A 13,566-nucleotide genomic window follows, 5' to 3' on the forward strand; every position below is an offset into this window, starting at 1 on the left:
TTTTATAAGTAGTTTCTAATTTACTTGGTACTTACTGTTAGTACGAATGTAAATAGAGGTTGTTTTGTCGCTAGTGTTCTCAATCGTGTGGGTAAAGTTACCGGTTGATTCTACATAGCTGCCTGCGCTTAGGTTTTGCGCTTTATCTTGCTCGCTTGAGTTGTACTCAACGGCGCCGGCTATAACAACAGCACGAAATTCGCTTGCATCTGTTTTTATTTCACCTTTAAAGCCGGCAGGAAGTTTAATCATTGAGCCGTTCATATCGGCTGTACTTCCCCAAAGGTAGGCGGTTTGCACGCCTTGGGCGTTAATGTCGTTTAAATCGCTGCTGTTTAGCCATACCATGTTGTCTGCATGTAGGTTTAACGGGCGCTCACCATTATCAAACTGGGCATTAGTTGGTTTAACTAAGTACGGCCCTGAGTCGATTTCTAAGTAAATTAAATTTGTTTCAGCATTGGCTGCAGTGGTGTGGTTTTCACCTGCAGGTTGTGTCCAAAACGAACCCGCTGGCATCCACATTTTTTCAGCTGTTGGGTCGTCATTATGCATTTGCCCTTCAATAACGATACCGCGGTAAGTAATGTTGTGAATGTGCGGCGGAGATTCAAAGCCTTTTTTAAAGCGTACTAACATGCCTGTTGCGGTGTCGGTTGTGCGGTTTCCCCATAAATCTGCAGCGCCAGGGCTTTTATCACCACGTAGCGGGTTTAAGTAACCCCAGTCAATATTGCTTGCAGCAACAACTTTTGATGTGCTTTGCTCTGCAGAGGCTGGCGTTGATATAAGTGTTGCAACCAGTGCAAGAGTTGATGCGTTTAGTAAAAATTTCATTTAAAAGCTCCGTTAAGTTGGTATAGCGCTATAGTACGGCTTAAAATTCAGTCAATAAATGGGCATAAGTTAAATACACTTTCGCAAAAACGTGGATAATAACGCCATAGTTACACATGCTGATTTATGCAATAAGAGGGTTTGATGAAAATAGCTGATTTACAAGTATTACTCAAAGTGGCTGAGCTGCAATCAATTACAGCTGCTGCAAATCAATTAGATATGAGCTCATCGGCTGCAAGTGTCTCATTAAAGCGAATAGAGCAGGCGCTTGGGGCACAAATATTTGTACGCACAACAAGGCAAATTCGCCTCACGCCCGAAGGGGAACGGTATTTACCTCTGTGTCAGCAGGCTCTCGATTTATTGCAACAAGGGCAAGTGCTTATTCATGAGGAGCAGCAATCTATTAGTGGTGAAGTGCGAATAGCAGTGTCATCGGAAATGGGGCGCAACCTTATGCGGGTATTGCTAAATAATATTATGGATAAACACAGCGAAGTGACGCTGCGCTTACAAGCAAGCGACAGCCGCGCTGATTTTTACCGTGATGGAATTGATGTTGCGCTGCGTGCCTTAACTAAAGAGGCCGCACAGGAGCTAAATTTATACGGCTTTAAAATTTGTAACATTGCACACGTGCTATGCGCCTCGCCTGAGTACATTAAAAAGCACGGTGAGCCGTTAACGCCAGATGACCTACTGAATCATAATGCCCTTTTATATAAGCTCTACGAGGTAGTGCATGATGGGTGGGAGCTGTATAACGATAACCAAAAATACAAGGTTAAAATGAGCAGCGACCGCGCCGTTAACGATGGCGATATAGTTAGGCGTTGGTGTGTTGATGGCACCGGGATTGCCAAAAAATCGGCCATTGATGTAGCTGAAGATTTATTAGCGGGCAGATTAAAAAGATTAATGCCCGATTACAAAATCCCCCTCACTGAAATGTGGTTAGTACTACCTAGCCGCCAGCTTATAACGCCTGCCATTAGGCTTATTCGTGATGAGTTAAAACACACGATTAGCCAATTAAGAAAAAACCTGATTGCGCAAGGGATAATTAACGAGCAAGAGTGGCCCGATTCACCCTAGCGCACCTTACGCGAGGTTAGTTTTAGCTAGCCTTGCGCCTTTAAAATTTAATTCGCTTTCCTGTGGTTGATTAAATTAAAATACACGCTCTTCTTTTATGTTCTATTTTTTCTAATTATTGGGCTTATTGCTCAGCTGATCCTATATTTATTCTAAGCAAGTGTTAGTTAAGCCCTTTATCCATTTACAGGTATCGTATGTTACTTAAACAAAAAGTTTATATTAGTCTTATTTTGGCTATTGTTGTGCCGTTAGCGGTTTCTACATTTTTATTTTCAAATAGTATTCAAAATCATACCGATGAAAAGCTCGCAAAGGTTGATTTACCCACCGCACTGAGTGAAGTAAAAAGCAAAATTGAACTCGAACTTGCCACTCCTATAATTGTTGCCAAAGAAATTGCGCAAAACAGCTTTGTAAAACAGTGGCTAAGCAACGGTGAGAGTGAGCAAGCAAGAGCCGATTATATTAATTATTTAGCCAGTATTAAAAAAGATAACAACGCAGTTATTGCTTATATAATTTCCAAAAATACCAACAACTATTACACCGATATTGGTATATCTAGACAGATAGATAGAAGCGAAGATGTATGGTTTGATCAGTTTTTATCCTCTAACAGACCCTTTGAAATAGCACTGGATATAGATAAAGCCACAAATAGCATGGTGGTTTTTATTAACTATGCACTGCAAATTAACGGTGAGCGTACCGCCATTACAGGCGTGGGGCGCTCGCTCGATTCTATGATCAACTTAATTAACGAATACCGTATTGGCGAAGCCGGCGTGGTGTATTTGGTCTCTGATGAAGGTGAGGTAATGCTTCACAGTGACAGAAGTAAAATGGGTCAAAAAATTAATATTAACGATATTAAAAATGGCGCCATTATTAGTAAAACAATGGCAGGTGAAGATTATGTTGTGTCGAGTACGCCTATTGAGTCATTAGGTTGGCATTTAGTGGCAGAAGTGCCCGAGCAGCAGTTATACGGGCCAATAAATAGTGCCATTAATAGCAATTTATTATTTGGTGTGATCATCGCCATTATAGGCTTTGCCTTGGCCAGAGTTTTAGTGTCGCAAATATTTAAACCCATTGAAAACATAACTGCTGCAGTGAGCGCGTTAACTAAAAAAGATGGCGATTTAACCGTAAGGCTGCCTACTAACGATAACAACGAAATATCAGAGCTTGCCGCTAACTTTAATTTATTTTTAGAGCAGCTACATGGCATGTTTAAGCAAGTGTCGGACTCAGCAAACCATGTTAAAAGCATTTCAGAAAATGTGTTAGTACAAGTACAGGGCGCGGCCAACTTGGCCGAGGTACAATCATCTAGCACGCAAACGGTGGCGGCAGCCGTTAACGAAATGGAAGTAACCGTACAAGACATTTCAAACAGTGCCAGTAACGCCTCTGACATTGCGACTTCAACAGAAGAAGCGACTCATAAAGGGGTGGAGTTTGTAAATAGCACGATAAAGCAAATGGAGCAGCTAGAAAACGCCATGGCTACCTCGGTTGCCTCGGTAACTGAGCTTTCAGGAGAGATAAAGTCAATTACGCAGGTGCTTGATGTTATTAAAGCAATATCAGAGCAAACTAACTTACTGGCACTCAATGCTGCCATAGAAGCTGCGCGGGCAGGCGAACACGGTCGTGGTTTTGCCGTTGTAGCCGATGAAGTAAGAACCCTTGCTATGCGTACTGCAGAGTCGACCGAGCAAATTAACGAAATGATAGACACGTTAAATTCTAAGGCTTCAAGTACGGTGTCGGCTATAGAGCTTGGCAGTAAAAATACCCTAGAAAACGCCGAACGTTTAAAAGTAACAGGGAGTACCTTAACGGGTATATCTCAAGAAATTGTTACGCTAAGTGAGCTAAATAGCTCAGTGGCTACAGCCACCCGCGAGCAAACGTTGGCTACCTCAGAAATTAGTCAAAATGTGGTGATGATTTCTGATTCTGCTGAGCAAACAAAACAAAATATGAAAACCTCAGAGCAGCTATGCAATGGGCTAAATGAAGAGTCGAATATATTAAAAGACTTACTGGGTAAGTTTACACTCTAAAAAGTGACAACATTAAGCTAAAAAACGCGTTGTAACTTAGTTAATCTAAGCTTTGGTTAAGAGGTTTATTATCCAAAGCTTAGGTTAAAAAAACGCGTTTTTAAACGGGTTAATTTTTACGGTAAATTTCGTGTTGAATGTCGTAAATATTAACGCTTAAGCTGTCAGAATCTCGGCAATAAGTTTTTAAGCACTCAAGCAAGCTCTCGCTTAACATTTGCTTTTGTTCAATAGAGCGCCCGGCCATGATATGCGCCGCAATATGAATAAACCCTTCTTTTCCTTCACCTAGTTGGTATTGCTGATAAGCAATAGCGCGGGTTTTAATGGTTTCTAAGTCAAACAAACCACTTTGAAAAGTCGCGTTATGCACTTTTTCAACAAGTACTTGCGGTAATACAGGAAGATCTTCAGAGTGTTCAATAATAATGTGCGGCATTTACGCGTTTCCTATTATGAGTTACTACGTGGGCGTACGTATAATTGTACCAAAGCCTGAACTGTGCGCTAACCCCTCAATGGCCTAAATTTAGTTGTATTAATTTTTGATGGTAGTATAAAAACAGTCACGTGAACCTTCGCTTATAAAGCAAAATTAAGGATTAATATGAAATTTCCACACCGCTTTAAACGTTTAGCTGTGCTATTAAGTGCAGTGGTTACCTTAAGTGCCTGCTCAGATGATGTTGCATCGGTGAGCTTAGGGCTGTTTACTACTAAAGATGTAGTGGTAAATTCCCAGCAAGACCCACTAGTAAAAGGGGTTACGTGCCATATTAGCCATATTGAGGCCGACTTAGATTTTTCAGATCCCTCTGATATGTCTATTGCGTGTCGCCAAACTGGGCCAATTACAGCCGATATGTTACAAGCAATAGATCGCAGTAAGTCGGGCGAAGTGGTATTTAAGTCATCAAAAAGTATTTTATTTAAATCGCTAAAAGTGCGCCGTATTTACGATGCACAAAACCGCACATTACTGTACTTATCGTACTCGACTAAGGAGTCGAGCGGCAGCCACCACCACGCACTTTCAACTGTGCCTTTATACAATACACAAGCTTGGAACTGGGCACTTGAACAAAAATAAGAGCACACTATGTTAGCGTTATTTAAATCAAAGCCGCTGCTAGAACAAGCCGAGCAGCAGTGGCTAATTGATACCTTTATTTGGGCGGTAGAGCACTTTGATGCCGCATTTTTTACCAAGCACACGCAAATAATATTGCCAACGGTGGCGCATTTTCCTGATTCGGTATCGAGTATTGAGGAAATGGCCACTAAGGTATTTGTACGAGTACGTGATTACGCAGGTATGAGTGCGTGGCCAATACAATTAGTTGCGCCACAACAGTTACAGCCGCAAGTATTTCCGCATTTTGAATTTGCTGAACACTTACGCGGAGAGCAAAGCCAGCTTATTGTACCGCCAAGCCATACGATTAATATCTCATTTAACCCTAATCAAATTAATCAGCCGCAAGATTTAGTGGCCAGCTTTGCCGGTACGCTGGCTACTGTATTAATTCATCATGTTGGGGTGTTACCGCCAGGTGGTAAAGACTACTTGCCACAAGCGGCAGATGCGCTGGCCTGTTTTTTAGGGTTTGGAGTAATGATGAGCAACACTGTGTATCAATTTAAAGGCGGGTGTGGCTCGTGCTATAACCCTTATGCTAATCGTGAAGCGAAGCTAAGCGAAACCCATACCGTATTTATGCACGCGCTGATTAGTTATTTTAAAAACGATCGTGTCTCTAAAAAACATTTAAAGCCACATTTGCGCAGCCAATTTAAAAAAGCCCAAAAAGAGATCAAAACATTAGTTGATAACTCTGCTAATCCACTATTGCTTGCCTATGCACCAACTTAAACCGGATACTTGTGAACTACTTAGACGAATTTTTACTGATTGCCATCGCCCACTTTTTTGCAGTAGCCAGCCCAGGCCCCGACTTTGCCGTGGTGCTCAAACAAAGTATACAGCAGGGCAGGCGTAACGCCCTATGGACAAGCGCTGGCGTGGGCGCTGCTATTTTATTACACGTAGGATACTGCGTATTAGGGGTTGCGCTAATTTTAACGCAGTCGCCTAATTTATTTATGGCATTAAAGTACGTTGCGGGGGCGTATTTAGCCTATTTAGGCGTACAAGCATTAAGGGCTGCCAAACCGCCGGTAAATAAAACAGACAACATAGAAAACAAAACTACCCCACAAGAAAGCGTATGGCATGCATTTAGGCGCGGCTTTTTAACCAACGCGCTTAATCCTAAAGCCACTCTCTTTTTTATGTCGTTATTTACCTTAGTTATTAGTGTAACTACACCAACTAGCGTGCAAATTGTGTATGGGGTTTATATGGCTCTGGCAACGTGGGTGTGGTTTTCTATGCTTTCTTTAGTGTTGTCAAAACCCAGTGTACGGGCGTTTTTTCAAAAAAGCGGCTATTGGTTTGACCGGGGTATAGGTGTTATTTTAATTGCTTTAGCCATTCGTGTAGTAATTTAACCCTAGGGAGAAGTCATGCCTATTTATAATTTTTCGTTTGGATCGAATATGTCCTCTAACCGCTTGCTTGCGCGTTTACCAAAAGCAAAGCGAGTTGGCACAGCTGTACTAAAAGGCTACGAGCTTACGTTTAATATGCTATTTAAAGATGGCTCGGGCAAGTGCAGTATTCAAAAAAGTGATGACAAAAACGCCTTGGTATATGGCGTGGTGTATGAACTTGATGAAGCCGAAAAAGCAATTTTAGATACCATAGAGGGCCCAGGTTACGATTGCGTGGCTATTAAGCCCACTTTGTTAAATGGGGAGCAAATAGAGGCCCACTGCTATATTGCTAACACCCACGATAACGATGTACTGCCATACGACTGGTATATTCAGCACGTTCATCGCGGCGCGCTTGAGGCGGGCGTACCAAAAGAATACAGTGATGCAATACTTAATCGGCCGCATAAGCCCGATACAAATAAAGAGCGTGCTGATATTGAATTTGCAGTGCACCAAAAATAATAAGGATAATCATGAAACTCACCAAATTAGCCAGTTTAGCGTTGCTTGCCAGTGCCACTTTTAATAGTTGGGCACAAATTAATACTACGGATTTAGAAGAGGTCATTAACACCTCAATGGCACGCTTTGACGTACCGGGTATGGCGGTAGCGGTTGTGCAAGACGATAAAGTTGTATTTGCTAAAGGGTTTGGGACAAGCAACCTCAATACAAATGCAAAAGTGAACAAAGACACACTTTTTGGTATTGCCTCAAACACAAAAGCGTTTACCAGTGCAGCGCTGGCTAAGTTGGTTGATGAAGGTAAGTTAAGCTGGGGTGACAGGGTAATTGACCACTTACCTGAGTTTAGGTTGTACGATTCCTACGTAACCCGCGAAATGCGTGTTCGTGATTTATTAAGCCATCGCAGTGGCTTAGGGCTTGGGCAGGGCGATTTAATGATTTGGCCAAGTACTGATAAATCTATAGAGGCTATTTTAGCCGGCCTACAGTATTTAAAGCCAGCCAGCAGCTTTCGCAGCCAGTATGCCTATAACAACTTAATGTTTGTAACCGCAGGCGAAGTGGTGGCACGTGTATCAGGAATGAGCTGGAACGATTACATCGAAAAAAATATATTACAGCCTTTGCACATGGATAACTCGCGCGCGGGCTTTTCGCGTATTCCAAAAAGTAATAAAAACTGGGCAATTGGCCACATACCAATGGATGGCAAGCTCAATCCTTTTTTTGTTAACTACCTAGAAGACTTTAGAGGCGCAGGGGCTATTGCATCGAGCGTAAACGATATGAGCCAATGGTTACTAACGCAGTTAGCTGGCGGAAAAATGCCAAGCGGCGAGCAACTATTTAGTGAAAAACAGCAAGCGCAAATGTGGCACCCGCATATTACCTCTATGGCTTCTAAAAGTGCGTATGAGGCCTATCATCAGCAATTTAGAGGCTATGGGCTAGGTTGGAGCATTGAAGATTACCACGGCTTTAAAAAGCTAGGCCACGGCGGGGGCATTTTAGGTATGGTGTCGCAAGTTACATTATTGCCTGAGAAAAAGCTCGGCATTGTTATTTTATCTAATCAGCAAGCATTTAGTGCACTTTCGGCAGTTACCCACGAAGTGCTTGAAGACGCCCTTGAGCTTGAAGATAAAGACTGGGTTGAAGAGTTGGCTAAAAAACATTTTGCGAGTAAACAAAAAGCCTACGCCAATGCAAAACCCGACACCCCAGCAGATTACCAGCCACAGTTACCTAATATAAATTACACCGGCACGTTACATGACGATTGGTACGGCGATGTAATTATTGAGCAACTAGATGGCAAACTACGTATTGATTTTACCCATACCAAACGCTTAAAAGGCACGCTTGAGCATTACACAGGTAATACGTTTATTGTTAAATGGGATGAAAAGCTACTCGAGGCAGATGCGTTTATTCGTTTTGATATGGGCGCAAACAACCGTGTTAATAGCGCAAAAATGCGCGCGGTATCAACAGCGGTAACAGACTTTAGTTTTGATTTTAGAAACCTTAATTTAAAAGCTAAGTAGTGATGCTATACACCAAAGTCGCAAAGCCACCGTAAGGTGGCTTTGTTATATTAAGCACTCACATTAAAGGAGCGTTTATGCGTACTGCAGTTATTTCACACCCTCATTGCCGTAAACATAAAATGATTGACGATCATCCTGAGTGCCCAGAGCGCCTAGACTCTATTGCCGATAGACTTTTGGCAAGTGGTGTAGATATTGGCTTAACGCATCTACAAGCGCCTAAAGCGCAGCGTGAGCATTACTTATTAGCCCATGATGAGTCATTAGTTAACCTTGTGGAGCGCTTAGTTCCTGAGCAGGGGCTGCATAACCTTGATGGCGACACCTGGCTTTGCCCTGATTCGTTTAAAGCGGTAGAGCGCGCCGTAGGAGCAGGGTTGTTGGCTGTAGATGAAATACTCGCAGATAAACTCGATGCGGCGTTTTGCGCTGTACGCCCGCCAGGACATCATGCCAATGGACATGCTTCATCTGGGTTTTGTGTATTTAATAATTTAGCTATAGCGGTTAAGTATGCCCAAAGTAAAGGCATTAAACGTATAGCAATTGCTGATTTTGACGTACACCATGGTAATGGCACCCAAGACATATTTATAAACGATGAAAACATATTACTTTGTTCGCTATTTCAATACCCATTTTACCCAAACACGGCCGTAAAAAATAACAGCCACATAGTTAATTCCCCTTTGCCAATTGCCAGTAGTGGCGATGATTTAAAAGAAGTGTTTAATACCCAATGGTTGCCAAAATTAAAAGCTTTTAAGCCAGAGCTGCTATTTATTAGTGCAGGGTTTGATGCCCACCTAGAAGATGACATGGCAAGTTTAAAGTTTGTAGAAGATGACTACAGCTGGCTTACAGAGCAATTATGCGACGTTGCAAAAGAGAGTGGCTGCAAAGGTGTTATATCTTACCTTGAAGGGGGCTATGCGCTATCAGCATTAGGAAGAAGTGCTGTAGCGCATATAAAAGTGCTTAGTGAGTACTAATACCAATCCGCAATAATACTTAATTAAGCGAATTGGTATAACTAAGGGTTATAAACCCAGTAAATCAAACGCCTGCTTGGTATTAAGGGTTTTAATTTTGCCAAGGCAGCATTGCCCTTCATTTAATAAATAAGTGGTTACCAGTTGCGCTAGCTGCTCCTGTGAAAGAGGAGCGCATGCAGTGCCTTGCAGGTCAACGTACTCACCTTGCTTGTTTAACACGCGCACATTACTAAGCTCACTTTGCGTAACGCTGTGCAAACACGCTTCTTGTTCTTGTTTATCGTGCGCTATTTCAAGCTCATTATAAACAATTAATAACTGTGGAAAGCTGTTTAGCATAGTTACCCTACGGTTACCTCGTATGAGGTAAATTTACGCACATTAATAACGCCAGTATCAAAAATTAAGTACTGACCTTTTATACCTTGCAGCACGCCGCTTACTACTGGGTTTTTATCAAAATTAAACGAACTAATTTTAGTAGGGTACTCTGTCACCGGAAAGTTTAAATCAACCACGTCTTCATCAAGTTGCTCTATGGCTGTGGCACCAAATAACTCGCTTAGCTCGTTTAATTTATCGCTAATTTGCGGGATCAGCTCTGCCGCAGCGGCTTTAAGGTCAATGGCTTCGTTTTGACCCTTTAGCATGTTACGCCAATTGGTTTTATCGGCAATAAACTCGGCCAATGCCACCTCAACTAAGCCTGATTGCAAACGTGTTTGTACTTTAAAAATAGGCAGTGCTTGAGTGGCGCCTTGATCAACCCAACGTGTCGGTATTTGCGTATGGCGAGTAATGCCTACTTTAAGCCCAGAGGTGTTTGCTAAATACACATAATGCGGGATCATGCAGTTTTCTTCGCCCCATTGCGGCTCGCGGCAAGTGCCTTTATCGTAATGGCAGGTTTCTGGTTTCATAATGCACATATCGCAGCTAGCAAGCTTGCGCATACACACAAAACAGTGGCCTTGCGAGTAACTCTTTTTGGTTTTTTTGCCACAGTTTGAGCATAAAATGGTACCGCTAAACGTCAGCGTTAACTCTTTACCAATGAGTGCGTTTAGGTCGACTAGGTTGTCGCCCACAGGAAGATGATATTGAACCGGCTCTGTTAAGCTCGATTTTAATTTACGCAAAGTGCCTTGCATCTTTACTTGGCCCCTAAAGATGTTGATATTAAAACGTGGAGTTTAACATCTTTAAACTGTATTGGCTTTTTAAGAAATACAAATAGTCATCTAGGGGAAGTGGCTTAGCGTATAGGTAACCTTGCGCTCTGTCGGCGCCCATTTCTTTTAATAAGTGGTGCACATCTTGGGTTTCTATGCCTTCCATGGTTATAGATAGCCCTAGGTTATGTGCCATATCTATAGCGGTTTGCACAATCACTTTATTGGCGGTGTTATTTGTTAAGTCAAATACAAACGATTTATCTACTTTGAGCTCCGTAAAGCGATAATTAACCAAATAACTTAGTGATGAATAGCCAGTGCCAAAGTCATCAAGGACCACGCGCACCCCTAAATCAGAAAGCTCATTAACCAATGCAATAAGCGCTTCGTGGCTTTCGACTAATGCTGACTCCGTTAATTCAAACTTAAGAAGCTGCGCCGGAACTTGGTATTTTATAAGGACGTTTTCGACTTTTTCGGCTAGGTTTTTAATCGACAGATTTTTTGCACTTAAATTTACGCTAATTGGGTGATCGTTATAGCCTTGCTCGGTTAGTTTGACGATATCTTTACAGGCTTGCTCAATAACCCATAAGGTAAGCTCGTTAATAATACCTGTGTGCTCAGCAAGGGTGATCAGCTCTTCTATCGATACGCCTTTAAAAGCCGGGTCGGGCCAACGTAGCAGCGCTTCAGCGCCACATACTTGATTAAAGTTCAACCCTATTTGAGGTTGGTAATACAACGCTAGTTGGTTGTTTTTAATCGCTTGTTGTAATTTAGCGGCCAATGCCACATCCATTAATATATTACTGCCGTTAGAAGCGCTTACTACTAAATCGTTATTACTTTTAGCTTTTTTAAGTGCCAAGTAACCCCGTTTTGTCCAGTATTCAAAGTCGTCACTGTGGGCTGCGCTACTAATCCCTATGTTATAGGTAAGTTGTAAGTTTAAGCCTTGAATTTCGTATTGTTTGGGTAGGCTATTTATAACTTTAATTAAGGCCCCTTCAAGTGACTCCTGGTTTTGGTTTTTAGTAGATATGCAGGCAAATACCCCACTGCCTAAGTCGGCTAAGCGGGGGCTGTTATTAAAATCTGTATCTAGGTTGGTAAATTCGCGCTCATGGCTAAGCTCTAACTCTATTTGTTTAGCCACGTGCTTTATTAAAGTGTAGCCCTGCGATGGGGTAATAATGGTATTGAGCGAGTTAAAATGGCGAATTTTAATTAAACACAAGGTGGTATTACGCCCCTGTGCTTGTAAGCTCATAAACGCTTGTTTTAATTTGGCACTGTTAAGTAATTTAGTTTGCTGGGTATGTGTAGCATGATAAAGCGCACGCTCGCGCTGGTAGCGCACTCTATCGGCAAGTGCCATAGCCATTAAAATAACTTCACACAATATAGCCACTAAAAACGCGTGACGAATCGCAAAGCTATAATCCAAATAGCCCGTTAATTCTAATGGCTGTATTGCCGCGCCAACAATGAGGGGAACCCACGAAAAAACGTAAAACTTCGCCCACCTAAAGCCCGTGCGTAGTTTGTTATAAATTAAAATAACACACGTAATATATAACAAGCTTAATACACAAAAAAAGATGGGTGCTGCAATGTACTCGGGTATAAATAAAGTGGTGATTGATAATAAAGATATTAAAATAAGTAGCGCTTTACTCATTTTATAGCGCCAGCATTTGTCCTTGTGGTAGCGCAAAAACATGGTGCAAAAGGCGAGCGTAAAAAAGGCCATTGCGTAGTTTGAAAAAATCACTTTTTCGTGTAAGTACAATTGCCACTCTAGGGGCCACAAGTAAAAGCCAAAGCCCATTACAATGCCCATTAAACACAGCGCGCTAATTATATAGCCTATATAAACTAAATAAACGCGGTCTTTAATCCCAAAATAAAGCACTAAATTATACAGGGCAGCCATTAATAACACGCCGGCAAATATGCCCCAAATGCCGGTTTGCGAGCGAACTAAATCAACAAATTCTTTATGGCGATACAAATTAACTGGGGTTTTGCTGATCCCCGTTGTATCTATTTTTATGGCTAAGCGCTCTGTTGTTTTACTCTCAAGTGCAAAACGTATATGCGGTACGCTATATTGAAAAAGCGTAAGAGACTTTACTTTATCACCTAATTTATAGCTTTCTATAAGCTCATTTCTTTTGTTTAACCGATACACGCTTAGGTGATCAACCATCGGGTTATCAAAATGGGCAACAATGTCTTGAGCATCCAAGCTTTTATTTTCAAGGTCTATAAATAGCCAATAGTTTTGCTGCTTAAAGCTCCATTGAATATCGGTTAACGGTTGGTGGGTGATTAGCTCGGGATTTAAAATAATATCGTTGAGTGTGTGAGATTTACTTTCATCTATGTAGTAGGCAAAGTCTAAATATACAGGCGTGGTTTTATCGATGGTATAGCGAGTCGGCACAACCAGGTTAGAAGCGAGTGTGCTAATAATATAAAATATGAAAATCAGTATGGCTATGGCCGCGGCATGATAACGTAAAGCTTTCGTTTCCAACGTTGTATACTTGTAATAACTCTTTTAATTAGTGTAGCACTAAAAAGGCGCATATAAACTGCGCTTTTTTAGTTAAATTTTTAGGGCCTGCTTATCCTTCAGGATTAAAATTTGTTCTAACTAGGGACGATTTAATCGTGGCGCGAGGTTTGTAACCTAGTGGGCTAAGTAAAAACCGAGCAACAAAGAGTTAATCGTCCCTAGGACGAACCTTCGTGCAACGCGTGTTTGGTATTTATACTGCGTTATCGCCTATTTATG

At 41.8% G+C, this 13,566-nt stretch carries 13 protein-coding genes; 8 read left to right on the forward strand and 5 right to left on the reverse strand.

Features of this window, described 5'->3' with window-relative positions; translation table 11 throughout:
* Positions 1–15 precede the first annotated feature (15 nt).
* The gene (locus OIZ54_RS14505; RefSeq protein WP_264390676.1) at positions 16–837 is read right to left on the reverse strand and encodes a DUF4437 domain-containing protein; all 822 of its coding nucleotides are present in this window, start codon (positions 835–837) and stop codon (positions 16–18) included.
* Between the two features lie 144 nt (positions 838–981).
* On the opposite strand from OIZ54_RS14505, the gene OIZ54_RS14510 reads away from it, so the two are divergent.
* Complete coding sequence (locus OIZ54_RS14510) at positions 982–1,935, forward strand: LysR family transcriptional regulator (RefSeq protein ID WP_064387367.1); 954 nt, start codon at positions 982–984, stop codon at positions 1,933–1,935.
* A 197-nt stretch (positions 1,936–2,132) separates the two neighbouring features.
* On the forward strand, positions 2,133–4,013 hold the full coding sequence (locus OIZ54_RS14515) for a methyl-accepting chemotaxis protein (protein ID WP_264390677.1): 1,881 nt from the start codon (positions 2,133–2,135) through the stop codon (positions 4,011–4,013).
* 109 nt (positions 4,014–4,122) lie between these two features.
* Here OIZ54_RS14515 and OIZ54_RS14520 read toward each other — a convergent pair whose 3' ends face one another.
* Positions 4,123–4,452, reverse strand: a complete 330-nt coding sequence (locus OIZ54_RS14520) for a 5-carboxymethyl-2-hydroxymuconate Delta-isomerase (protein ID WP_004588643.1) — start codon at positions 4,450–4,452, stop codon at positions 4,123–4,125.
* 168 nt (positions 4,453–4,620) lie between these two features.
* Between OIZ54_RS14520 and OIZ54_RS14525 the strand changes: the two genes are divergently transcribed.
* The 6 genes from OIZ54_RS14525 (at position 4,621) to OIZ54_RS14550 (ending at position 9,582) form a co-directional block, all read left to right on the forward strand.
* On the forward strand, positions 4,621–5,103 hold the full coding sequence (locus tag OIZ54_RS14525; RefSeq protein WP_064387365.1) for a CreA family protein: 483 nt from the start codon (positions 4,621–4,623) through the stop codon (positions 5,101–5,103).
* A 9-nt stretch (positions 5,104–5,112) separates the two neighbouring features.
* Positions 5,113–5,886 (forward strand): hypothetical protein, encoded by a 774-nt coding sequence (locus OIZ54_RS14530; protein WP_264390678.1) that lies wholly within the window; start codon positions 5,113–5,115, stop codon positions 5,884–5,886.
* Positions 5,887–5,897: 11 nt separating this feature from the next.
* Entirely contained in the window at positions 5,898–6,524 is a 627-nt protein-coding gene (locus OIZ54_RS14535; RefSeq protein ID WP_054983275.1) for a LysE family translocator, read from the forward strand.
* A 15-nt stretch (positions 6,525–6,539) separates the two neighbouring features.
* Positions 6,540–7,034, forward strand: coding sequence for a gamma-glutamylcyclotransferase family protein (locus tag OIZ54_RS14540; RefSeq protein ID WP_004588639.1), 495 nt, complete (start codon positions 6,540–6,542; stop codon positions 7,032–7,034).
* Positions 7,035–7,045: 11 nt separating this feature from the next.
* On the forward strand, positions 7,046–8,587 hold the full coding sequence (locus OIZ54_RS14545; RefSeq protein ID WP_264390679.1) for a serine hydrolase: 1,542 nt from the start codon (positions 7,046–7,048) through the stop codon (positions 8,585–8,587).
* A 77-nt stretch (positions 8,588–8,664) separates the two neighbouring features.
* The gene (locus OIZ54_RS14550) at positions 8,665–9,582 is read left to right on the forward strand and encodes a histone deacetylase family protein (protein WP_264390680.1); all 918 of its coding nucleotides are present in this window, start codon (positions 8,665–8,667) and stop codon (positions 9,580–9,582) included.
* Between the two features lie 48 nt (positions 9,583–9,630).
* Here OIZ54_RS14550 and OIZ54_RS14555 read toward each other — a convergent pair whose 3' ends face one another.
* From OIZ54_RS14555 to OIZ54_RS14565, 3 genes are read right to left on the reverse strand one after another with little or no spacing between them, the layout of a single operon-like run.
* Positions 9,631–9,924, reverse strand: coding sequence for a DUF4144 domain-containing protein (locus OIZ54_RS14555; RefSeq protein ID WP_264390681.1), 294 nt, complete (start codon positions 9,922–9,924; stop codon positions 9,631–9,633).
* 2 nt (positions 9,925–9,926) lie between these two features.
* Complete coding sequence (locus OIZ54_RS14560) at positions 9,927–10,736, reverse strand: DUF2797 domain-containing protein (protein WP_055252638.1); 810 nt, start codon at positions 10,734–10,736, stop codon at positions 9,927–9,929.
* Between the two features lie 28 nt (positions 10,737–10,764).
* A complete protein-coding gene (locus tag OIZ54_RS14565; protein WP_264390682.1) occupies positions 10,765–13,305 on the reverse strand; it encodes an EAL domain-containing protein in 2,541 nt (846 codons plus the stop codon).
* Positions 13,306–13,566 lie beyond the last annotated feature (261 nt).

The organism is Pseudoalteromonas sp. A3, assembly GCF_025942345.1.
Classification (GTDB): Bacteria; Pseudomonadota; Gammaproteobacteria; order Enterobacterales; family Alteromonadaceae; genus Pseudoalteromonas; species Pseudoalteromonas atlantica.

Excerpts from the sequence above, each read along its gene's own strand:
- OIZ54_RS14560 (WP_055252638.1), bottom strand. The coding sequence starts at position 10,736 with ATGCAAGGCACTTTGCGTAAATTAAAATCGAGCTTAACAGAGCCGGTT.
- OIZ54_RS14510 (WP_064387367.1), top strand. The coding sequence starts at position 982 with ATGAAAATAGCTGATTTACAAGTATTACTCAAAGTGGCTGAGCTGCAA.
- OIZ54_RS14530 (WP_264390678.1), top strand. The coding sequence starts at position 5,113 with ATGTTAGCGTTATTTAAATCAAAGCCGCTGCTAGAACAAGCCGAGCAG.
- OIZ54_RS14525 (WP_064387365.1), top strand. The coding sequence starts at position 4,621 with ATGAAATTTCCACACCGCTTTAAACGTTTAGCTGTGCTATTAAGTGCA.
- OIZ54_RS14515 (WP_264390677.1), top strand. The coding sequence starts at position 2,133 with ATGTTACTTAAACAAAAAGTTTATATTAGTCTTATTTTGGCTATTGTT.
- OIZ54_RS14520 (WP_004588643.1), bottom strand. The coding sequence starts at position 4,452 with ATGCCGCACATTATTATTGAACACTCTGAAGATCTTCCTGTATTACCG.
- OIZ54_RS14540 (WP_004588639.1), top strand. The coding sequence starts at position 6,540 with ATGCCTATTTATAATTTTTCGTTTGGATCGAATATGTCCTCTAACCGC.
- OIZ54_RS14505 (WP_264390676.1), bottom strand. The coding sequence starts at position 837 with ATGAAATTTTTACTAAACGCATCAACTCTTGCACTGGTTGCAACACTT.
- OIZ54_RS14545 (WP_264390679.1), top strand. The coding sequence starts at position 7,046 with ATGAAACTCACCAAATTAGCCAGTTTAGCGTTGCTTGCCAGTGCCACT.
- OIZ54_RS14550 (WP_264390680.1), top strand. The coding sequence starts at position 8,665 with ATGCGTACTGCAGTTATTTCACACCCTCATTGCCGTAAACATAAAATG.
- OIZ54_RS14555 (WP_264390681.1), bottom strand. The coding sequence starts at position 9,924 with ATGCTAAACAGCTTTCCACAGTTATTAATTGTTTATAATGAGCTTGAA.